The organism is Umezawaea sp. Da 62-37, from assembly GCF_032460545.1.
Lineage (GTDB): Bacteria > Actinomycetota > Actinomycetes > Mycobacteriales > Pseudonocardiaceae > Umezawaea.
Genome location: NZ_CP135965.1, coordinates 7,556,531 through 7,576,805, shown reverse-complemented (window position 1 = coordinate 7,576,805; position 20,275 = coordinate 7,556,531). Strand labels below are relative to the sequence as shown.

Here is a 20,275-nt window from a genome sequence, read left to right as displayed (position 1 = left end):
AACTCTTTCGCGTATCAGTTCGCTAGGAGTAAGCAAAAACGTCACTCCCAGCGACCAGTCAGTACACCGAGTGCTCCCAATGCCACAGCGGCAGCGGTAGATGCGCGCAACACCGCGGGGCCCAGTCGGACTACTCGCGCACCGGCATCCGCGAGCGCCGCGAGTTCCTGGTCGGTGATGCCGCCCTCGGGGCCGACGACGAGCAGGACGTCGCCGTCGGCGGGCAGCGGGATCCTGGTGAGGGGCGTGTCCGCCGACTCGTGCAGCACGAGGGTGAGCGCGGAGGACGACACCAGCCGGGCCAGCGCGGGCGTGCCGACCGGCTCGTCCACGGACGGCACGCGGGCGCGGCGGGCCTGCTTGGCCGCCTCGCGCGCGGTGCTGCGCCAGCGGGCGAGCGCCTTGGCGCCGCGCGGGCCCTCTTCCCACTTGGTCACGCAGCGGGCCGCGCGCCACGGCACCACGCCGTCGACGCCCGCCTCGGTGGCCAGTTCCACGGCCAGCTCGCCGCGGTCGCCCTTCACCAGTGCCTGGGCGAGCACGACGCGCGGGGTCGGGTCGGGCACCACCCAGCGCTCGACCGCGGTCAGGCGCAGGGTGTCCTTCCCGACCACCTCGTCGACCACGCAGCGCACCTGGGCGCCGGAGCCGTCGGAGAGCACCAGCTCCTCCCCCGCGCGCAGCCGCCGCACGGTGGCGGCGTGCCTGCCTTCCGGGCCGTCCAGCACGGCGCTGCCGCCGGTGGGCAGCGCCTCGACGAGGAAGACCGGCAGGGTCACCGGTTGCCGCGGCCGGAGCGCAGGCGGGAGAACAGACCGCCGCCGCTCTTGCCGTTGTGCGCCAGCGTGGGCTCTTCCTCGCCACGCTCGGTGGCCAGCTCGCGCAGCAGCTCGGTCTGCCGGGCGTCGAGCTTCGTCGGCACCACGACCTCCAGGTGCACGTGCAGGTCGCCGCGGCCGTCCACGCGGCCGTTGGACCGCAGCCGGGGCATGCCCCGACCGGTCAGCAGCAGCTCGGTGTTGGGCTGGGTGCCGGGCTCGATGTCCAGCTCCTCCTCGCCGTCGAGCGTCGAGAGCGGGAGCACGGCGCCGAGCGCCGCGGCGGTCATCGGGATCCGCACCACGCAGTGCAGTTCCGAGCCGTCGCGCTCGAACACGTCGTGCTGCTGCTCCTCGATCTCCACGTAGAGGTCGCCCGCGGGACCGCCGCCGGAGCCGACCTCGCCCTGGCCCGCGAGGCGCACGCGCATGCCCTCGGCGACACCGGGCGGGATCTGCACGTTGATGGTCCGGCGCGAGCGCACCCTGCCGTCGCCGCCGCACTGGCCGCACGGGTCGGGGATGACCTCGCCGAAACCGCGGCAGACCGGGCACGGGCGGGCCGTCACGACCTGGCCGAGGAACGAGCGCTGCACGGACTGGACCTCGCCGCGACCGCCGCAGGTGTCGCACTTGATCGGCGACGTGCCGTCGGCGCAGCCGCCGCCGTGGCAGCGGTCGCACAGCACGGCCGTGTCCACGGTCAGCTCGCGGTTCGTCCCCGCGGCGCACTCCTCCAGCGTCATGTCCAGCCGGATCAGCGCGTCCGAGCCGGGCTGCGTGCGGCTGCGCGGACCACGGCCGCCACCCGCGCTGTTGGCGCCGAAGAACGCGTCCATGATGTCGCCGAGGCCGAAGCCCGAGAACGGGTCTCCGCCCATCCCGCCACCGCCACCGCCGCGGCCGCCCGACTCCAGCGGGTCGCCGCCCAGGTCGACGACCTGCCTCTTCTTCGGGTCCGAGAGGACCTCGTAGGCGGCGGTCACCTCCTTGAACTCGGCTTCCGCGTCCGGGTTCACGTCCGGGTGCAGTTGCCTCGCGAGCTTGCGGTAGGCGCGCTTGATCTCCTCCGGGGTCGCGTTCTTCCCGACCCCGAGCGTGCCGTAGTAATCCCTCGCCACCGTGTTGTCCTCCTGCGGGCGCGATCCGCGCCCGCTTGCGTCTGTTCCGTGCTCGCGTACCGAATGGTCGAACGGGTCTGCGTTCCCCGGTGTTCCGCGCCCCCTCAGCGCGCGGTCAGGATCTCCCCGACGTAGGTGGCGACCGCGCGAACGGCCGCCATGGTGCCCGGGTAGTCCATCCGGGTCGGGCCCACGACACCCATGCCCCCGAGCAGGTTGTCATGGCTGCCGTAGCCGATGGACACCACCGAGGTGCTGCGCATCTCCGCGGCTTCGTTCTCCTCGCCGATGCGCACCAGGATCGTTCCCGGATCGCGCGCGGCGGCGAGCAGCTTGAGCACCACGACCTGCTCCTCCAGCGCTTCCAGCACCTGGCGGAGCGAGCCGGGGAAGTCTGCCACGTTGCGGGTGAGGTTCGCGGTGCCGCCCAGCACCAGGCGCTCCTCGGGGTGCTCGACGAGCGACTCGATGAGCACCGTGCTGATCCGGATCATCACCGCGCGCAGGTCGCCGGGCGACTGGTCGGGCAGTTCGGCGACCTTGACCGACGCCTCGGACAGCCGCCTGCCGACCATGGCCGCGTTGAGCATCGCCCGCAGCCTGGCCACGTTGTCCTCGGTGATCACGTCGCCGAGGTCGACCGAGCGCTGGTCGACGCGGCCGGTGTCGGTGATCAGCACCAGCATCAGCCTGGCCGGCGTGATCCTGAGCACCTCCAGGTGCCGCACGTTCGACCCGCTGAGCACCGGGTACTGGATGACGGCGACCTGGCGGGTCAACTGGGCCAGCAGCCGGACGCTGCGGCGCAGCACGTCGTCCAGGTCGAGCGCGTCCTCCAGGAAGCTGTGGATGGCCTTGCGCTCGGCGGTCGAGAGCGGCTTGATCTCGCTGAGCCGGTCGACGAACAGCCGGTACCCCTTGTCCGTCGGCACCCGGCCCGCGCTGGTGTGCGGCTGCATGATGTAGCCGTCCTCCTCCAGCGACGCCATGTCGTTGCGGACCGTCGCGCTGGAGACCCCGAGGTTGTGCCGCTCGACCAGGGCCTTCGAGCCGACCGGCTCCTGGTTGGACACGTAGTCGGCGACGATCGCGCGCAGCACCTCGAACCGGCGTTCATCGGCGTTCACGGCACGTCACCTCCACGGTTGAGTGTCCCCCAGTCAAGTTTACGGAGCGAAGGCGACTGCTCGTGCACCGATCCGGACTCATGTGAGCCGGTGCACCACCGCGTCGGCGAGCAGCCGCCCCCGATCGGTCAGCACGCAGCGGCCGTCGGCGAGCGCGTCCGGCTCCAGCAGGCCGTCGTCGGCCGCGACCTCCGCCTCCGCCTGGCCGTCGACGTCCAGCGCGTCGAACGGCAGGCCCTCGCGCAGGCGCAGCTCCAGCAGGACGCGTTCGACGCGGCGGTCGTCGGCGGTCAACAGCTCCCGTCCGGCGGCGGGCGACTGCCCGGCGGCGAGGACGTCGGCGTAGCGGGCGGGGTGCTTGACGTTCCACCAGCGCAGGCCGCCGACGTGGCTGTGCGCGCCCGGCCCGGCGCCCCACCAGTCGTGGCCGCGCCAGTAGAGGAGGTTGTGCGCGCACTGGGCCGCGCTGTCGGTGGCCCAGTTGGACACCTCGTACCAGGCCATCCCCTGCGCGGACATGGCCGCGTCGATCTGCTCGTACTTGTCGGCCAGCACGTCGTCGTCGGGCATCGGCAGGACGCCGCGGTCGACCTTGCGGGCCAGCGCGGTGCCCTCCTCGACGATCAGGGCGTACGCGGACACGTGGTCGACGCCCGCGGAGCGCACGGCGTCGAGCGAGCCCTTGAGGTCGTCGGCGGTCTCGCCGGGGGTGCCGTAGATGAGATCGAGGTTCACGTGCTCGAACCCGGCGGCGCGGGCCTCGCGGGCGGCGTCCACGGGCCTGCCGGGCGTGTGCTTGCGGTCCAGCGTGGCGAGCACGTGCCGGGCCGCGGACTGCATGCCCAGCGACACCCTCGTGTAGCCGGCGTCGCGGATGCCCGCGAAGAACTCCGCCGACGTGGACTCCGGGTTCGACTCGGTGGTGACCTCCGCGCCGGGGCTCAGCCCGAACGACGACCGCACCGCGGCCAGCACGTCCGCGAGCCCGTCCGCCCCCAGCAGCGACGGCGTGCCGCCGCCGACGAACACCGTGTCGGCCCTCGGCGGCGTGCCGAGCACCTTCGCGGCGAGGTCCAGTTCCGCGCGCAGCCCCTCCAGCCACGACTGGGGCGAGGCGGAGGTGCCCAGCTCACCGGCGGTGTAGGTGTTGAAGTCGCAGTAGCCGCAACGGGTCGCGCAGAACGGGACGTGGACGTAGACGCCGAACGGACGGCTGCCGAGCCCGGCCAACGCCGACGGCGGCAACGAGCCGTCGGCGGGTGCGGGATCACCAGCGGGAAGAGCGGAGGGCATGGGACCCAGTCTCCCACTCAGGGCGTGTTTCCCGGATCCGTGTTCGCGGTAGCCGGGCCTGAGGCGGCCCCTGGGCCACCTCAGGCGCGACTCCCATCGAACGAGATCCGGGAAACACGCCCTAACACACGTTCGAACGCCGTCCCAGCATTCGGTTGCCTGTGGACCACGGGGTGGACAGGTGGCACTCTCAGGCCATGACCTCGACCGGAGTCCGCCTGGTGGTACGCCGCCACGTCGACTTCCGCCGTGTGTCCAGCGCGTTGTGCCGTCCCTCGGCATAGCCAGCGCCTGCTATTGATCTGTTCCCGCCGGCGCCGGGTGCGCTGACGAGACCCCCACCACGTCTTCACCGGGGATCGGCCGCGCGCACTCAGCGCCCCGAAACCCCGGAGGACGACGATGGTCCCCCCGACTACGACGTCTCAACGCGGCGCCAAGCAACGCCGCGGCGAGGGGCAGTGGGCGCTCGGCTACCGCGAACCGCTCAACCCCAACGAGCGCAGCAAGAAGGACGACAACCCGCTCAACGTCCGCGCCCGGATCGAGGACATCTACGCGCACGGTGGCTTCGCTTCCATCGACCCGGCCGACCTCCGGGGACGTTTCCGCTGGTACGGGCTCTACACCCAGCGCAAGCCGGGTATCGACGGCGGCCGCACGGCCACGTTGGAGCCCGAGGAGCTGGACGACGAGTTCTTCATGCTCCGGGTGCGCTCCGACGGCGGCAGGCTGACCACCGAGCAGCTCAGGGTGCTCGGCGAGGTGTCGCAGACCTACGCGCGCGACACCGCCGACATCACCGACCGGCAGAACATCCAGTACCACTGGATCCGCATCGAGGACGTCCCCGCGATCTGGCGGAAGCTGGAGGGCGTGGGCCTGACCACGATGGAGGCCTGCGGGGACAGCCCCCGCGTGGTCCTCGGTTCGCCGGTCGCGGGCATCGCGGTGGACGAGGTGATCGACGGCAGCCCGGCGATCGACGTGATCCTGGAGCGCTACATCGGCGACCCGGCGTACTCGAACCTGCCGCGCAAGTTCAAGACCGCCATCTCCGGGCTCCCGGACGTGGCGCACGAGATCCACGACATCGCGTTCGTCGGCGTGGACCACCCCGAGCACGGCCCCGGCTTCGACCTGTGGGTCGGCGGCGGGCTGTCCACCAACCCGATGATCGGCAAGCGGCTCGGGGCGTGGGTGCCGCGCGACGAGGTGCCGGACGTGTGGGCGGGCGTGATCAGCGTGTTCCGCGACTACGGCTACCGGCGTCTGCGGCACCGCGCGCGGATCAAGTTCCTCGTGGCGGACTGGGGTGTCGAGAAGTTCAGGGAGGTCCTCGAGACCGAGTACCTCAAGCGGACGCTGATCGACGGTCCCGCGCCCGAGGTGCCCGCGCAGCCGCGTGACCACATCGGCGTGCACAAGCAGAAGGACGGCCTGTTCTACGTCGGCGCGGCGCCGATCGCGGGCCGGGTGTCCGGGTCGACGCTCGTCGCGGTCGCCAAGGCCGTCGAGCGCGCGGGGTCGGGTCGGGTCCGCCTGACGCCGCAGCAGAAGCTCGTCGTGCTGGACGTGGCCGAGGCGGAAGTGCCCGCGCTGCAAGGGGATCTGGCGAAGCTGGGGTTGCAGACCGAGCCGTCGCCGTGGCGGCGCGGTGTGATGGCGTGCACCGGCATCGAGTTCTGCAAGCTCGCCATCGTGGAGACCAAGGCCCGCGCGGTCGACCTGGTGAGCACGCTGGAGAAGAAGCTGGCGGACGTCGTGGGCGGCATCGACGCCCCGATCAGCATCCACATCAACGGCTGCCCCAACTCGTGCGCCCGCATCCAGACCGCGGACATCGGGCTCAAGGGCCAGATCGTGACGGACGCCGACGGCTACCAGGTCGAGGGCTTCCAGGTGCACCTCGGCGGCGGGCTCGGGCTGGACGCGGGGTTCGGCCGCAAGGTGCGCGGGCACAAGGTGACCGCCGCCGAGCTGTCCGACTACGTCGAGCGGGTCGTGCGGCACTACGTGGCGCGGCGCACCGAGGGCGAGCGGTTCGCCCAGTGGGTCCTGCGCGCGGATGAGGGTGACCTCAAATGAGCGCGACCGAGCGTGCGACGCCCTTCTACTGCCCCTATTGCGGTGACGAGGACCTTCGTCCCGAGGAGGAGCCCCACGCGGCCTGGCTCTGCACGGGTTGCCGCCGTGTCTTCACCGTGAAGTTCGTTGGATTGCATCTGCCTTCAGAGATCCGCTCGCGGGATCGAACCGGGGAAACAGAGGTGAAGCGATGACCACGACCACCCGTACCGAGGAGTTGAGGGTGATCGCGGAGGCCGCGTCGGTCGAACTGGCCGACGCCACCGCCGCGGAGGCACTGGAGTGGACCGCGCGGACGTTCGGCGAGAGCTGGATCGTCGCGTCCAACATGCAGGACGCGGTGCTGATCGACCTCGCCGTGAAGGCCAAGCCGGACGTCGACGTCCTGTTCCTGGAGACCGGTTACCACTTCGCCGAGACCATCGGCACCCGTGACGCGGTGGACCTGGTCTACCCCGACGTGCACATCGTGAACGCCGCCGCCGAGCAGTCGGTGGCCGACCAGGAGGCCGAGTTCGGCCTGCTGAACAAGACCGATCCCGGCCGGTGCTGCGCGCTGCGCAAGGTCGTGCCGTTGCAGCGGACGTTGGGCCAGTACGACGCGTGGGTCACGGGTGTGCGCCGGGTGGACGCGCCGACGCGGGCGACCACGCCGATCGTGCAGTGGGACGAGCGCAACGGACTGGTGAAGGTCAACCCGATCGCCCCGTGGTCCGACGACGACTTCAACACCTACATCGCCGAGCACGGGATCCTGGAGAACCCGTTGGTGCAGGCGGGTTATCCCTCCATCGGCTGCGCGCCGTGCACCGCCAAACCGCTGCCGGGCCAGGACGCCCGCAGCGGTCGGTGGGCGGGCCAGTCCAAGACGGAATGCGGGTTGCACGGATGACCGCCCCCACGCGGCAAACCACGTTGGACCGCCTCGAGTCGGAGGCGATCCACATCTTCCGCGAGGTGGCGGGCGAGTTCGACCGGCCGGTGATCCTGTTCTCCGGCGGCAAGGACTCCACGCTGCTGGTGCACCTGGCGATCAAGGCGTTCTGGCCCGCGCCGGTGCCGTTCCCGCTGCTGCACGTGGACACCGGGCACAACTTCGACGAGGTCATCGCGTTCCGGGACGAGGTCGTGGCCAAGCACGGGCTGCGCCTGGAGGTCGCGAAGGTCCAGGACTGGATCGACGACGGCCGGTTGCAGGAACGCCCCGACGGCACGCGCAACCCGTTGCAGACCGTGCCCCTGCTCGACTCGATCACCTCGCACAAGTACGACGCGGTGTTCGGCGGCGGCCGCCGCGACGAGGAGCGGGCACGCGCGAAGGAGCGCATCTTCAGCCTGCGCAACAGCTTCGGCCAGTGGGAGCCGCGCCGCCAGCGCCCCGAGCTGTGGAACCTCTACAACGGGCGGCACCGCGCGGGCGAGCACGTGCGGGTGTTCCCGCTGTCCAACTGGACCGAGCTCGACGTGTGGAACTACATCGACCGCGAGGGCATCGAGCTGCCGCCGATCTACTACTCGCACCAGCGCGACGTGTACCTGCGCGACGGCATGTGGCTGACCGAGGGCCCGTGGGGCGGTCCCCGGCCCGAGGAGACCGTGCTGCACAAGACGATCCGCTACCGCACCGTCGGCGACGGCTCGTGCACCGGCGCCGTGGAGTCCGAGGCGTCCGACATCCGCGAGGTCATCGCCGAGGTGGCCGCGTCGCGCCTCACCGAGCGCGGCGCGACCCGCGCGGACGACCGCTTGTCCGAAGCAGCCATGGAAGACCGCAAGCGGGAGGGCTACTTCTAAATGAGCGACCTGTTGAGGCTGGCGACGGCGGGCAGCGTGGACGACGGGAAGTCCACGCTGGTCGGGCGGCTGCTGTACGACACCAAGTCGGTGCTGGCCGACACGCTCGACGCCGTGCACCGGGCGAGCGCCGACCGGGGGCTGTCCACCCCGGACCTGTCGCTGCTCGTGGACGGCCTGCGCTCGGAGCGCGAGCAGGGCATCACCATCGACGTGGCGTACCGGTACTTCGCCACCGACAAGCGCTCCTTCGTGCTCGCCGACACCCCCGGCCACGTGCAGTACACCCGCAACACGGTGACCGGCGCGTCCACCGCGCAGCTGGCGATCCTGCTGGTCGACGCGCGCAAGGGCGTCATCGAGCAGACCCGGCGGCACGCGGCCGTGCTGGCGCTGCTGGGCGTGCCGCGGCTCGTGCTGGCGGTGAACAAGATCGACCTCGTCGACTTCGACGAGACCGCGTTCGCCCGCATCTCCAAGGAGTTCACCGCGCACGCGACAGCGCTGGGCTACAGCCCGGACGCGGTGGTGCACATCCCGGTGTCGGCCCTCGCGGGCGACAACGTGGTGGAACACTCCACGAACACCCCCTGGTACTCCGGTCCCACGCTGCTGGAGCACCTGGAAAGCGTCCCGGTCGAGGCCGACCCGCACGACGCCGTCTTCCGCTTCCCCGTCCAGTACGTGATCCGGCCGCGCACGGCGGAGCACCTGGACTACCGGGGCTACGCGGGCCTGGTGGCGTCCGGCACGGTCAAGGTGGGCGACGAGGTCGTCGTGCTGCCCGCCGGGCTGCGCAGCACCGTGCGGAAGATCGACACCTACGACGGCCCGCTGGCCGAGGCGGCGGCGGGCCAGTCCGTGACGCTGCTGCTGGCCGACGACCTGGACATCTCGCGCGGCGACCTGATCGCCGAGGCGGGCACTCCCCCGCAGGTCACCGACGAGTTCGACGCCACCCTGTGCTGGCTGTCGGAGAAGCCCCTGTCCCCAGGGGCCCGAGTGCTGGTGAAGCACGGCGCGCGCACCGTGCAGGCGATCGTCACCGAACTGCGCGCGCGCTTCGACGAGCAGCGACTGGCCAGTGTGGACAGTCCAGTCTCGTTGGGGCTCAACGAGATCGGCCGGGTGGCGATCCGCACGTCGGAGCCGCTCCCGCTCGACGGGTACTACAGCAGCAGGCGCACCGGCGCCTTCCTGGTGATCGACGCGGCCGACGGCGGCACCCTCGCCGCGGGCCTCGTCGGCGCGGGTCTGCCGGTGCTGGACGGCGTCGACAGCTGTACGGAGGGCGGGAACACCGCCCCGTCCGCTTCCGACGACCACGCCCTCGTCTCCCCCGGTCCCTGAACACCCCCCGAAAGGTCCCCGCCGCCGTGAACCGCAGACTCCTCGCCACGTCCCTCGCCGTACTGACGACCTTCGCCTCGCTCGCGGGCTGCTCGCGCGCCGGAAGCGGCGACACGGCGGCCGCGCCCGCCGCCTCCGACGACAAGGGCCCCGCCGCCGAGGTGCGGCTCGGCTACTTCCCCAACGTCACGCACGCCGCCGCGCTGATCGGCGTCGACAAGGGCCTGTTCGCCAAGGAGCTGGGTTCCACCAAGCTGACCACGCAGACGTTCAACGCGGGCCCGGACGAGGTCAACGCGCTGCTCGGCGGTTCGCTCGACGTCGCGTTCATCGGCTCCGGCCCGGCGATCAACGCCTACTCGAAGTCCAAGGGCGAGGCCGTGCGGCTGATCGCGGGCGCGACGTCGGGCGGCGCGCAGCTCGTCGTGAAGCCGGACATCAACTCCGCGGCGGACCTCAAGGGCAAGACGATCAGCACCCCGCAGCTGGCGAACACGCAGGACGTGTCGTTCAAGAAGTGGCTGGTGGACCAGAAGATCGCGGCGGGCAGCGGGGCCGACCAGGTCAACGTGACCAACACCGAGAACGCGGCGAGCCTCGACCTGTTCAAGCAGGGCGGGATCCAGGGCGCGTGGGCGCCGGAGCCGTGGTCGTCGCGGCTGGTGCTCGACGCGGGCGCCAAGGTGCTCGTGGACGAGAAGACGTTGTGGGACCAGGGCAAGTTCCCGACCACGGTGATCATCGTGCGCACGGAGTTCCTCAAGGAGCACCCGCAGACCGTCGAGGCGCTGCTCAAGGGCGAGGTGGCCGCGATCGACTGGGCGACCTCGAACAAGGCCGAGGCCAAGACCGTCGTCAACGGCGCGCTGAAGGCGCTGACCTCCAAGGCGCTCGGCGAGCCGGTGCTGGACCGCGCGTTCGAGAACATCGAGCTGACGGTCGACCCGCAGGCCAAGCACTTCCCGCAGCTGGCCAAGGACGCGGTCACCGCGGGCGTGTCGAAGGAAGCGGCGGACGTGACCGGTTTCGCCGACTTCACGCTGCTGAACAAGGTGCTCTCCGCCGCGGGCAAGACGACCGTCGACACCGCGGGCCTGGACAAGAAGTAGCCGGACGGCCGAGGAGAAGGCAGGCACACCATGACCGCCACACTGGAGACTCCCACCCCTTCCGACGTCGACGCCGCCGTGACGCTGTCCGGGGTGCGCAAGGTGTTCGGCCACGGCGCGAACGCGGTGCTCGCGCTGGACGGCGTCGACCTGTCGGTCGAGCCGGGGGAGTTCGTGTGCCTGCTGGGCGCGTCGGGCTGCGGCAAGAGCACGCTGCTCAACCTGGTCGCCGGACTGGACGCGCCCACCTCGGGCAGCATCGCGCTGACCACCTCGCGGCCCGCCGTGATGTTCCAGGAGGCCGCGCTCATGCCGTGGCTCACCGCCGTGCGCAACGTCGAACTGCCGTTGCGCCTGGCCGGGCTGAAGCGGAGCGCCCGGCGCGCCAAGGCGAACGAGTTGCTCTCGCTGGTGCGGCTCGGCGAGGCGGGCGGCAAGCGACCCCACGAGCTGTCCGGCGGCATGCGACAGCGCGTCGCGCTGGCTCGCGCCCTGGCGTCCACCCTGGGCAGCGCCGAGGCGGGGACGCCCGGCCTGCTGCTGATGGACGAGCCGTTCGCCGCGCTCGACGCGATCACCCGCGACGTGCTCCAGGCCGAACTGGTCCGGGTGTGGCGGGAGACCGACACCGCCATCGTGTTCGTCACCCACGACGTGCGCGAGGCCGTGCGGCTGGGCCAGCGCGTCGTGCTGCTCTCGTCCCGACCCGGCCGGGTCGTGCGGGAGTGGGGCGTCGACGGCCTGACCGGCGCGGACGAGGCGGAAGCCATCGAGGAGATCACCGCGCACCTCCGGGAGGTGATCAGTGGCCACGCCGCAGCCTCCTGAGACCCTGGACGCCGACCGCGGGCTCGCCGCGGTCGGCGCGGGGCTGGACGCGCTGGACGCGCCGCCCCAGGACCACCGGAAGTCGGTGTGGCAGCGGTTCCTGCACACCGCCGTGCCCCCGATCGTGGCGTTCGCGCTGCTCATCGGCGCGTGGCAGGCGCTGTGGGCCTCGGCGGCCTGGCCGGAGTTCCAGCTGCCCTCACCCTTGGCGGTGTGGGACACGGTGTGGGCGACGGTCCAGTCGGGCGACGCGGGCGAGATCCTGTGGACCTCGGTGTCCCGCGCGGTGCTCGGCTTCGCCATCGCCGTGGTCATCGCGACACCGCTGGGCCTGCTGGTCGCGAAGGTGCGGGTGGTCCGCGCGGCCATCGGCTCGCTGCTGACCGGCCTGCAGAGCCTGCCGTCGGTGGCGTGGGTGCCCGCCGCGATCCTGTGGTTCGGCCTCACCCCGTCCGCGATCTACTTCGTGGTGCTGATGGGGTCCGTGCCGTCGATCGCGAACGGCCTGGTGTCGGGCATCGACCAGATCCCGCCGCTGCTCCCCCGCGTCGGCCAGGCGCTGGGCGCGGGCAAGCTGTCCTCGGCGCGGCACATCCTGCTGCCCGCCGCGCTACCCGGCTACCTCGCGGGCCTCAAGCAGGGGTGGGCGTTCTCGTGGCGGTCGCTGATGGCCGCAGAGATCATCGCCACCTCCCCGCAGCTGGGACTGGGCCTCGGCCAGTTCCTGCACAACGGCCAGTCCCTCAACGACATCTCCATGGTCATCGCCGCGATCTTCCTCATCCTCCTGGTCGGCATCGGCATCGAACTGCTGCTGTTCCGCCCTCTCGAACGGGCCGTGCTGCGCGCCCGCGGCCTCACCGGAGCACTCGGATGACCCCGCTCATCGCCGTCGCGCACGGCAGTCGCGACCCGCGTTCCGCCGCCACCGTGGCGGAACTGCTCGACGTGGTCCGCGCCCTGAACCCGGCCGTCGACGTCCGCGCGGCGTTCCTCGACCTGTCCGCGCCGCGGCTGGGCGACGTGCTGCGCGCCGTGCACGGCGAGGGCCACCACCGGGCCGTGGTCGTGCCGTTGCTGCTGGGCAAGGCCTTCCACGCCCGCGTGGACGTGCCGGGCGCGGTGGCCGAGGTCCAGCGCCAGTTCCCGCGGCTGTCCGTCACGATCGCCGACGTGCTCGGCCCCGACCCGTGGCTCGAGTCGGCCGCGCTGCGCAGGCTCGCCGCGGCGGGTGTACGCCCCGGCGACCGCTCCACCGGCATCGTGCTGGCTGGCGCCGGCTCCTCGCACGCCCCGGCCAACGCCGCCGTCTCCGCCACCGCCGCCCGCTGGTCCGCCCGTTCCGGCTGGGCGGGCGTCGAACCCGCCTTCGCCTCCGCCACGTCCCCCGACGTCGCGACCGCCGTGGCCCGGCTGCGCGCCCGCGGCGCGACCCGCGTCGCCGTCGCCTCCTGGTTCCTCGCACCGGGCCTGCTACCCGACCGGATCACCGCCCAAGCCCTCGCCCTCGACCCCGACGCCCGGATCGCCGCCCCGCTCGGAGCCGATCCGGAGGTCGCCGAACTGGTGCTGCACCGCTACTCGTCGGCGTTGGCGGGACTCGACGTCCGCCAGTACGCGTAGCCCGTCCGACCGAGCCCACCGGCCGCCACCGGTTCCCGCCGGTGGGCGGAGCGGGGATCGTAGAGTGCTGGGCATGGCAGATGAGCTGGTCCACTACGAGGTGCGGCGTGGCATCGCGACGATCACGCTGGACTCCCCCCGCAACCGCAACGCGCTGTCGGCGCAGTTGCGCGGTGAACTCACCCGGCACTTGAAGACGGCCACCGACGACGACGGGGTGCGGGTCGTCGTGCTGAGCCACACGGGCAGCGTGTTCTGCTCCGGGATGGATCTCAAGGAGGCCGGTGGGGCATCGGCGAACCAGCAGGGGGTGAACGAGTTCCCGGCGATCCTCGAACAGATCTGGACGAGTCCGAAGCCGGTGGTGGCGCGGCTGGCGGGGCCCGCGCGGGCCGGTGGGGTGGGGATCGTGGCGGCCTGCGACATCGCAGTCGCGGTGGAGTCGGCGACGTTCGCGTTCAGCGAGGTGCGCATCGGGGTGGTGCCCGCGGTGATCTCGGTGACGGTGCTGCCGCGGTTGCTCCCGCGGGCGGCGCACGAGCTGTTCCTGACCGGGGAGGCGTTCGGGGCTGAGCGGGCGGTGGCGATCGGGTTGATCAACTCGTCGGTGCCGGCCGACGGGTTGGACGCTGAGGTGGGGCGGTACACGGACATGTTGGCGCTGGGGGCGCCGGGGGCGTTGGCGGCTACGAAGCGGATGCTCCAGGAGCCGCGGGCGGCGGAGTTGGGGGGTGTGTTCGCGGACATGTTGGAGTTGTCGGCTCGGCATTTCGGAGGGGTGGAGGGGCAGGAGGGGATCGCGGCGTTCGTGGGCAAGCGCAAGCCGTCGTGGGTGCCCGGGGAGTAGGCGTGTGGCTGTCGTGGTGGGCCGCCGGGTGTCGGATCCGCCGTGCTCCGGGTGCGGCCAGCTTGACTTGGGGCCCCTTTTTCGGCCCTCGGCGGTCTAAAAGGGCAGGTGGTGGCGCTCCTGCCCGCCGTCGAAAGTGCAGGGCCGAAAACCCCGAGTAAAGCCGGCCGCACAGCGGACGAGTGCTGCTCGGTGGGTGGTCAATCCGCCGGTGGGGCAGGCCGGGTGAGCGGACGAGCTTGCTCGGTGCCAGCGTGGTGGTTCGTCGGTGCCTTGCGCCTTACGCCTTGCCGGCGTCTGCTCGGTAGTAGCCGAGGCCGCCCATGGACGACGTGCCGCGGCCGATCTCGGCGGCGTTCACGAACCCGGCCTCCGCCATGAGGTCGAGCAACGAGCCGTTCGCGTAGTCGTGTGCGGGGGCAGCGCCGTGGGAGTGCCCGCGCGACAACGCCCTGGCCTCCTTGTGGTCGAAGTCCACCAGGTGCAGGCGTCCGCCCGGCTTGAGCACGCGGCGGGCCTCGCGCAGCGCGGCCGGCTTCTGCTCGCCCGGTAGGTGGTGGAACATGAACGCCGACAGCACTCGGTCGACGCTGTCGTCGCCGTACGGCAGGTCGTCGGCGTACCCGCGGTCGAGCTTCAGCTCGATCCCCGCGCGGGACGCCTTGCGGGCGGCGGTCGTGAGCACCGCCGGGTCCGGGTCGAGGCCGATCACGGTCGCGCTTGACACCGCGCTCTTCGCGAGGCGCAGGAGGTTGCCGGTGCCGCAGCCGATCTCCAGCACGGTCGCGCCGGGCTCGATGCCCGCCTGTGCGAGGAGCCGCCAGTGGAACTCCTTGGCGCCCATGAGTCGGGAGACCACGTCGTACAACGGCGTCAGCATCTTGTGCCTGCCCATGGCGGGTAGGAAGTGGCGCTCGGTCGTGGTCATGACGTCTCCCCAGGAGGTACGAAGTTCGGGTGTCCGCTGTTAGCCTGCCAAGGCTTCTACCTGCGAACAAGAGACGAAGTGCGGCTCCGATGGAATTATCTTCCGATCACGACGACAGCGTGCGCCAGTTCCGGCGCAACGCGCAGGGTGTCCTGGTCGTCGACTACGTCCGCGCCGCCGGACTGCCGTCGGTGACGGTCGTGCACTGGGTCGGCGACCGGCATCGGCACCCGTTGACGCTGGACACGCACGCGCACGACTTCCTCGTGCTGTTCTACGTCCAGCACGGGGACGCGAGCATGCGGGTGGACGGTCGGGACTGGCCGTTGACGACGGGGGACGCGTTCGTCGTGGCGCCCGGCACGGTGATCACGCCGGAGCGGGCGCGGGTCGACGAGGGCGCGGAGTCGTGGGCGGTGTTCTTCCCGGCCGACGCGATCGATCCGGCGGCCGCGGCGTCGCTCGTCTCCTGGCGCACCCATCCGCTGCTGTCCCCGTTCATCGGGAACCACCGCGGCGGTGGGCAGCGCCTGCACGTGCCGCCCGACGAGCGGGCGAAGTGGCTCGGGCACCTCGCCGACCTCGACGGTGAACTGCGCGGCAGGCGCGACGGGTACGCCGACGCGGCTCGCGCGCACCTCACGCTGCTGCTGGTGCACCTCGGCCGCCTACATGTCGACCTACCCGGCGACGCGGCCGTCGAACCGCTGCTGGCCGCGGTGTTCGAGGTCGTCGAGAACCGCTACCACGAGCCGATCTCGTTGCGGGACGTCGCCGAGGCGGTCGGTCTCACGACGGGGCACCTCACGACCGTCATCGGCAAGCGGACCGGCCGCACCGTGCAGCAGTGGATCACCGAGCGCCGGATGCGGGAGGCGCGGCGGCTGCTCGCCGACACGGACCTGACCATCGCGGAGACCGCGCAGCGGGTCGGCTACCGCGACACGGGGTACTTCATCCGCCGGTTCCGCACCGCGCACCGCGTGACGCCGACGGCGTGGCGCGAGGCGGGCCGTTAGAACCTCAGTCGGTGCGGACGACCGTGAGCACGCGGTCGCCGAGTTCGGCGGTGCGGCGCACGGCGTCCTCCAGCACGGCGCTGACGCTGTCGTGGCCGCGCGGGTCGTTGCGGGCCAACTCGGCCGGGCGCGGCCAGATCAGCACGTGCTCGCCCGGCGGCAGCCAGGACAGGTCGGTCAGCGAGTCGTAGAGCGCGTCCAGGTTGTGCCCGAACCACTCCGGGAACGACAGCGCGGCGGCGATGGCCTCCATGGCCTCGTGCCTGGTCGTCACGGCCTCGCCGCGCAGCACGTGCGGGTGCGCGCCACGGTCGCGGGCCGCCTTCACGGCCTCCTGGACGGTCACTTGCGCACGTCCACGACGACGAACGAGTCGTAGTGGTCGCCGGTGTAGTAGACCTCCTGCTGATCACCGGTGATCAGCCGCCGTGCTCCGCGGTCGGGGCTTCCGGGAGTCGGCACGGTGTACTCCTTGTAGTAGTCGCCCGCCTTGGCCGGGAGGCGCTTCTCGCGGTTCTGGAACTCGACGCCGTCGTTGCGCGGGTACGGGAACGGACCGTTCTTCCCGATCAGCTTCCACGTGTCGCCCGCCTGGGACGGCAGGCTCGACAGGGGCTTCACGTCCAGCCCGGACTCCGCGCCCGCGACCGCGCCACCGGGGGCGGCCGACGTGGACTTCCCCGCGGGTTTTCCCGACGACGAGGTCGAACCGCTCGACGAGGTGGGGCCGCTCGACGGCGTGGAGGAGGACGACAGGTCCTTGAAGACCCATCCGAAGACGACCAGGGCGATCAAACCGATGAGGGCGACGGAGAGCCGCCTACCAGGAGTCACCGGGTCAGCCTACGAACCGCCGCCGAGGTGCAGCGTGTGGGGCTCTCGGACGTCCGTCGGCAGCGTCCCGACCGGCGGTTCGGCGTCCTTGTGCGGGGTCACGCGGGCCGTCGTGCGGTCCACGACCCGGTCGATGAGCCGCGCCGCGAACAGGCAGATGGGCAGCATGACGGCCATCATCATCGGGAACTGGAGCACGAAGGGCAGCTGGGTGAGCCACAGCTCGACCCCGTCCCACCACTGCGCGATCCCGTCCGGCACGCGACCGAGCCTAGCCCCGTGACGCGCCTCACCGCAGGCCGACCGGGTGGGCTGGGTTATGTTCCGTGCATGTTCGCCGTCTACGCAGCCGAGCCGAGCCCGCAGGACCCCCTTGCCTCGCTGAGGGTGGGTGAGCGGCCGGAACCCGAGGTCCCGGACGGCTGGGTGCGGGTCGGGGTGCGCGCGGCCAGCCTGAACATGCACGACCTGTGGACGCTGCGGGGTGTCGGCATCAAGGCCGACAAGTTCCCGATGATCCTGGGCTGCGACGGCGCGGGGGTGCTCGACGACGGCACCGAGGTCGTGTTGCACTCCGTGATCGGCCACCCGGACTGGTCGGGCGACGAGACCCTCGACCCCGGCCGCACGCTGCTGACCGAGAAGCACCAGGGCACGTTCGCCGACCACGTCGTGGTGCCCGCGCGCAACGCGCTGCCGAAGCCGGCCGGGCTGTCGTTCGCCGAAGCCGCCTGCATGGGCACGGCGTGGCTGACCGCGTACCGGATGCTGTTCGTGAAGTCCGGTCTGCGCCCCGGCCAGACGATGCTCGTGCAGGGCGCGTCCGGCGGTGTGTCGACGGCGCTGGTCCAGCTCGGCCGGGCCGCGGGCTACCGGGTGTGGGTCACCGGCCGCACCGAGGAGAAGCGGGCGCTCGCCGAGTCGTTGGGCGCGCACGCGTCGTTCGAGTCCGGCGCGCGGCTGCCCGAACGGGTGGACGCGGTGTTCGAGACGGTCGGCAAGGCCACCTGGTCGCACTCGATGAAGTCGCTCAAGCCCGGCGGCATCGTGGTGATCTCCGGTGCCACCAGCGGCGACGCCACCGGTGCCGAGTTGCAGCGGCTGTTCTTCCTCCAGCTGCGCGTGGTCGGCTCGACCATGGGCACCCGCGAGGAGCTCGGCGACCTGCTGGCGTTCTGCGCGCTGAACGACCTGCGCCCGCAGATCGGCCTGGAGCTGCCGATGGAGCGCGCCGAGGAAGGCCTGCGGAGCATGCTCGACGGCGAGACCGCCGGGAAGATCGTCTTCACCCGCTAGTCGACACCCGTGCGCGCCTCCCCGTGGAGGCGCGCACGAGTCGGATCAGGCGCCCTTGAGCAGTTCCAGGATCACCGACGGGTCCTGCGCGCCGGACACGCCGCGGTTGCCCACGACGAACGTCGGCACGGACCGCACGCCGATGCCGATGCCCTCCGTCAGCTCCTGGCGCACCCGCGCGGCCAGGGCGTCGTCGCGCAGCGCCTCCTCGGCGCCGGTGAGCCCGGCCTCCTCGGCCAGCTCGACCAGCGTCGCCGGGTCGCCCAGGTGCGCGCCCTCGGTGAAGTTCGCCCGGAACAGCCGCTCCTGCACCGCTCCCTGCACGCCCTGGTCGTGGGCGAGGGTGATCAGCTTGTGCGCGTCGAGCGTGTTGGCCTGCCGGGTCTTGTCCAGGTGGTAGTCGAGCCCGACGCCCGCGGCGACCTCGGCGACCCGCGCGTGGGCGCTGGTCACCGCCTCGGCGCCGCCGAACTTCGCCGCCAGCGCCTCGGTCATCGGCGCGCCGTCGTTGGGCGAGCCGGGATCCAGCTGGAACGGGCGCCAGCGCACCTCGACGGGCTCACCGTCCCAGGCCAGCAGGGCGCTCTCCATCTTGCGCTTGCCGATGTAGCACCACGGGCACACGACGTCCGACCACACTTCGAGTCTCACGACAGGTCGCAACACGGTGTGCGCCGACCTTGTTCCCCGTGTCGCCTCGCGCCCCCGTTGGTCGTAGGTTCGATCAAGGCGCACGAGGCGAGGGGAGACGACGATGACTTCCGCGCAAGGCGGCTTCGGCCGTGGATCCGGGGTGTTCCGCCGCAAGCCCATCGAGCAGATCGGCGACGCGGGCGGCGGGGAGTCGCTGAGCCGGACGCTGGGGCTCTGGCAGCTCACCGCGATAGGCATCGGCGGCATCATCGGCGCCGGGATCTTCTCGCTGGCCGGGGCGGTGGCCAACAAGACGGCGGGCCCGGCCGTGCTGGTGTCGTTCCTGATCGCGGGCATCGCGAGCGCGGCGGCCGCGTTCTCCTACGCGGAGTTCGCCGGGATGATCCCGAAGGCGGGGTCGGCCTACACCTACGGCTACGCCGTGCTGGGCGAGATCGTCGGCTGGTTCATCGGCTGGGACCTGCTGCTGGAGTACACCGCGATCGTGGCGGTGGTGGCGATCGGCATCAGCGGCTACTTCACCGAACTGCTGGCGCTGCTGGACGTCCACCTGCCCGCGTGGATGCTCGGCGCGCCGGGGACGGAGACCGGCGACGTCGCGGCGGGCAGCTACCGGGTGAACCTGTTCGCCGTGCTGCTGTGCCTGCTGATCGCGTTCGTGCTGAACCAGGGGATGCGCAACGCGGCCAGGTTCGAGACCGTCCTGGTGTACCTGAAGGTCGCCGTCGTGCTGCTCGTCGTGGCCGTCGGCGTGTTCCACATCAACACCGACAACTACAACCCGTTCTTCCCCTTCGGCGTCTCCGGGGCGCTGACCGGCGCGGCGACGGTGTTCTTCGCCGTGTTCGGCTACGACGCGATGAGCACCGCGGCCGAGGAGTCGAAGGACTCCCAGAAGCACATGCCGAAGGCGATCCTCTACTCGCTGGCCATCTCGATGGTGCTCTACGTCATCGCCTGCCTCGTGCTCACCGGCATGGTCAACTACCAGGACGTCGACGCCGAGAGCGCGTTCGCCACCGCCTTCGCCGACATCGGCCTGCCCGTGCTGGGCGTGATCGTGTCCGTCGGCGCGATCCTCGGCATCACGACGGTGCTGTTCACGTTCCTCATGGGCGCCAGCCGGGTCGGCTACTCGATGAGCCGCGACGGCCTGCTGCCCCCGTGGTTCGGCAAGACCCACCCGACCAAGCACGTGCCGAGCCGCTTCACCTGGGTGCTCGGCGTCGCAGCCGCGGTGATCGCCGGGTTCCTGCCGATCGCCGAGGCCGCCGAGCTGACCAACATCGGCATCCTGCTGGCGTTCGTGGTGGTGTGCGTCGCGGTCATCGTGCTGCGCTACCGGCAGCCCGACCTGCCGCGCGGCTTCCGCACCCCCGGCATGCCGGTCGTGCCCGCGGTCGGCGTGGTGTTCTCGCTGTGGCTGATCACGTTCCTCAACCCCACCACGTGGCTGCGGTTCGCGGTCTGGTTCGTCATCGGCCTGGTGGTCTACTTCGCCTACAGCCGGAAGCACTCCGCGATGGAGAAGTCCGGCTGACGGCGG

The 20,275-nt window shown here is 71.5% G+C and carries 22 protein-coding genes; 13 read left to right on the top strand and 9 right to left on the bottom strand.

The features are described from left to right. Positions 1-41 precede the first annotated feature (41 nt). The 4 genes from RM788_RS34975 to hemW all read right to left on the bottom strand — a co-directional run bounded on the left by RM788_RS34975 (position 42) and on the right by hemW (position 4,359). The gene (locus tag RM788_RS34975) at positions 42-779 is read right to left on the bottom strand and encodes a 16S rRNA (uracil(1498)-N(3))-methyltransferase (protein ID WP_315923145.1); all 738 of its coding nucleotides are present in this window, start codon (positions 777-779) and stop codon (positions 42-44) included. Then, entirely contained in the window at positions 776-1,939 is a 1,164-nt protein-coding gene (gene dnaJ / locus RM788_RS34970; RefSeq protein ID WP_315923143.1) for a molecular chaperone DnaJ, read from the bottom strand. The genes RM788_RS34975 and dnaJ overlap by 4 nt, the downstream gene beginning before the upstream one ends. Positions 1,940-2,043: 104 nt before the next feature. Then, positions 2,044-3,066: a heat-inducible transcriptional repressor HrcA gene (hrcA, locus tag RM788_RS34965; RefSeq protein ID WP_315923141.1), complete on the bottom strand. Its 1,023-nt coding sequence runs from the start codon at positions 3,064-3,066 to the stop codon at positions 2,044-2,046. Positions 3,067-3,144: 78 nt separating this feature from the next. Further along, the gene (gene hemW, locus RM788_RS34960; protein ID WP_315923139.1) at positions 3,145-4,359 is read right to left on the bottom strand and encodes a radical SAM family heme chaperone HemW; all 1,215 of its coding nucleotides are present in this window, start codon (positions 4,357-4,359) and stop codon (positions 3,145-3,147) included. Positions 4,360-4,761: 402 nt separating this feature from the next. On the opposite strand from hemW, the gene RM788_RS34955 reads away from it, so the two are divergent. The 10 genes from RM788_RS34955 (at position 4,762) to RM788_RS34910 (ending at position 13,998) form a co-directional block, all read left to right on the top strand. After that, positions 4,762-6,447 (top strand): nitrite/sulfite reductase, encoded by a 1,686-nt coding sequence (locus RM788_RS34955; protein WP_315923137.1) that lies wholly within the window; start codon positions 4,762-4,764, stop codon positions 6,445-6,447. Beyond that, entirely contained in the window at positions 6,444-6,641 is a 198-nt protein-coding gene (locus RM788_RS34950; protein ID WP_315923135.1) for an Insertion element protein, read from the top strand. The genes RM788_RS34955 and RM788_RS34950 overlap by 4 nt, the downstream gene beginning before the upstream one ends. After that, positions 6,638-7,339 (top strand): phosphoadenylyl-sulfate reductase, encoded by a 702-nt coding sequence (locus RM788_RS34945; RefSeq protein WP_315923133.1) that lies wholly within the window; start codon positions 6,638-6,640, stop codon positions 7,337-7,339. Before RM788_RS34950 ends, RM788_RS34945 begins: the two co-directional genes overlap by 4 nt. After that, positions 7,336-8,241 carry a sulfate adenylyltransferase subunit CysD gene (gene cysD, locus RM788_RS34940; RefSeq protein WP_315923131.1) on the top strand — a complete coding sequence of 302 codons (906 nt, stop codon included), beginning with the start codon at positions 7,336-7,338 and terminating at the stop codon, positions 8,239-8,241. Before RM788_RS34945 ends, cysD begins: the two co-directional genes overlap by 4 nt. Further along, positions 8,242-9,591: a sulfate adenylyltransferase subunit 1 gene (locus tag RM788_RS34935; RefSeq protein WP_315923129.1), complete on the top strand. Its 1,350-nt coding sequence runs from the start codon at positions 8,242-8,244 to the stop codon at positions 9,589-9,591. It begins immediately after the preceding gene. Positions 9,592-9,617: 26 nt separating this feature from the next. Further along, complete coding sequence (locus RM788_RS34930; protein ID WP_315923127.1) at positions 9,618-10,700, top strand: ABC transporter substrate-binding protein; 1,083 nt, start codon at positions 9,618-9,620, stop codon at positions 10,698-10,700. Between the two features lie 30 nt (positions 10,701-10,730). Continuing rightward, entirely contained in the window at positions 10,731-11,528 is a 798-nt protein-coding gene (locus RM788_RS34925) for an ABC transporter ATP-binding protein (protein ID WP_315923125.1), read from the top strand. Further along, a complete protein-coding gene (locus RM788_RS34920; protein WP_315923123.1) occupies positions 11,506-12,405 on the top strand; it encodes an ABC transporter permease in 900 nt (299 codons plus the stop codon). Before RM788_RS34925 ends, RM788_RS34920 begins: the two co-directional genes overlap by 23 nt. Beyond that, on the top strand, positions 12,402-13,151 hold the full coding sequence (locus tag RM788_RS34915) for a sirohydrochlorin chelatase (protein ID WP_315923121.1): 750 nt from the start codon (positions 12,402-12,404) through the stop codon (positions 13,149-13,151). Before RM788_RS34920 ends, RM788_RS34915 begins: the two co-directional genes overlap by 4 nt. Positions 13,152-13,224: 73 nt before the next feature. After that, entirely contained in the window at positions 13,225-13,998 is a 774-nt protein-coding gene (locus RM788_RS34910) for an enoyl-CoA hydratase-related protein (RefSeq protein WP_315923119.1), read from the top strand. 280 nt (positions 13,999-14,278) lie between these two features. Here the strand turns inward: RM788_RS34910 and RM788_RS34905 are convergent, their stop codons facing one another. Next, positions 14,279-14,926 (bottom strand): class I SAM-dependent methyltransferase, encoded by a 648-nt coding sequence (locus tag RM788_RS34905; protein WP_315923117.1) that lies wholly within the window; start codon positions 14,924-14,926, stop codon positions 14,279-14,281. Between the two features lie 89 nt (positions 14,927-15,015). Here RM788_RS34905 and RM788_RS34900 point away from each other — a divergent pair, with 89 nt between their 5' ends. After that, positions 15,016-15,945, top strand: a complete 930-nt coding sequence (locus tag RM788_RS34900) for an AraC family transcriptional regulator (protein ID WP_315923115.1) — start codon at positions 15,016-15,018, stop codon at positions 15,943-15,945. 4 nt (positions 15,946-15,949) lie between these two features. Here RM788_RS34900 and RM788_RS34895 read toward each other — a convergent pair whose 3' ends face one another. Genes RM788_RS34895 through RM788_RS34885 form a run of 3 tightly spaced genes read right to left on the bottom strand, consistent with a single transcriptional unit; the run spans position 15,950 to position 17,040 of the window. Next, complete coding sequence (locus RM788_RS34895) at positions 15,950-16,291, bottom strand: barstar family protein (RefSeq protein ID WP_315923113.1); 342 nt, start codon at positions 16,289-16,291, stop codon at positions 15,950-15,952. Next, on the bottom strand, positions 16,288-16,779 hold the full coding sequence (locus RM788_RS34890; protein WP_315923111.1) for a guanyl-specific ribonuclease: 492 nt from the start codon (positions 16,777-16,779) through the stop codon (positions 16,288-16,290). The genes RM788_RS34895 and RM788_RS34890 overlap by 4 nt, the downstream gene beginning before the upstream one ends. Positions 16,780-16,788: 9 nt before the next feature. After that, a complete protein-coding gene (locus RM788_RS34885; RefSeq protein WP_315923109.1) occupies positions 16,789-17,040 on the bottom strand; it encodes a hypothetical protein in 252 nt (83 codons plus the stop codon). Positions 17,041-17,109: 69 nt separating this feature from the next. On the opposite strand from RM788_RS34885, the gene RM788_RS34880 reads away from it, so the two are divergent. Further along, complete coding sequence (locus RM788_RS34880; RefSeq protein ID WP_315923107.1) at positions 17,110-18,075, top strand: zinc-binding dehydrogenase; 966 nt, start codon at positions 17,110-17,112, stop codon at positions 18,073-18,075. A gap of 45 nt (positions 18,076-18,120) precedes the next feature. Here the strand turns inward: RM788_RS34880 and RM788_RS34875 are convergent, their stop codons facing one another. Continuing rightward, on the bottom strand, positions 18,121-18,726 hold the full coding sequence (locus RM788_RS34875) for a DsbA family oxidoreductase (protein ID WP_315923105.1): 606 nt from the start codon (positions 18,724-18,726) through the stop codon (positions 18,121-18,123). 103 nt (positions 18,727-18,829) lie between these two features. On the opposite strand from RM788_RS34875, the gene RM788_RS34870 reads away from it, so the two are divergent. Then, complete coding sequence (locus RM788_RS34870; protein ID WP_315923103.1) at positions 18,830-20,269, top strand: amino acid permease; 1,440 nt, start codon at positions 18,830-18,832, stop codon at positions 20,267-20,269. The last annotated feature ends 6 nt before the right edge of the window (positions 20,270-20,275 follow it).

Excerpts from the sequence above, each read along its gene's own strand:
- hemW (WP_315923139.1), bottom strand. The coding sequence starts at position 4,359 with ATGCCCTCCGCTCTTCCCGCTGGTGATCCCGCACCCGCCGACGGCTCG.
- RM788_RS34955 (WP_315923137.1), top strand. The coding sequence starts at position 4,762 with ATGGTCCCCCCGACTACGACGTCTCAACGCGGCGCCAAGCAACGCCGC.
- RM788_RS34950 (WP_315923135.1), top strand. The coding sequence starts at position 6,444 with ATGAGCGCGACCGAGCGTGCGACGCCCTTCTACTGCCCCTATTGCGGT.
- RM788_RS34945 (WP_315923133.1), top strand. The coding sequence starts at position 6,638 with ATGACCACGACCACCCGTACCGAGGAGTTGAGGGTGATCGCGGAGGCC.
- cysD (WP_315923131.1), top strand. The coding sequence starts at position 7,336 with ATGACCGCCCCCACGCGGCAAACCACGTTGGACCGCCTCGAGTCGGAG.
- RM788_RS34935 (WP_315923129.1), top strand. The coding sequence starts at position 8,242 with ATGAGCGACCTGTTGAGGCTGGCGACGGCGGGCAGCGTGGACGACGGG.
- RM788_RS34925 (WP_315923125.1), top strand. The coding sequence starts at position 10,731 with ATGACCGCCACACTGGAGACTCCCACCCCTTCCGACGTCGACGCCGCC.
- RM788_RS34915 (WP_315923121.1), top strand. The coding sequence starts at position 12,402 with ATGACCCCGCTCATCGCCGTCGCGCACGGCAGTCGCGACCCGCGTTCC.
- RM788_RS34910 (WP_315923119.1), top strand. The coding sequence starts at position 13,225 with ATGGCAGATGAGCTGGTCCACTACGAGGTGCGGCGTGGCATCGCGACG.
- RM788_RS34905 (WP_315923117.1), bottom strand. The coding sequence starts at position 14,926 with ATGACCACGACCGAGCGCCACTTCCTACCCGCCATGGGCAGGCACAAG.
- RM788_RS34900 (WP_315923115.1), top strand. The coding sequence starts at position 15,016 with ATGGAATTATCTTCCGATCACGACGACAGCGTGCGCCAGTTCCGGCGC.
- RM788_RS34880 (WP_315923107.1), top strand. The coding sequence starts at position 17,110 with ATGTTCGCCGTCTACGCAGCCGAGCCGAGCCCGCAGGACCCCCTTGCC.
- RM788_RS34870 (WP_315923103.1), top strand. The coding sequence starts at position 18,830 with ATGACTTCCGCGCAAGGCGGCTTCGGCCGTGGATCCGGGGTGTTCCGC.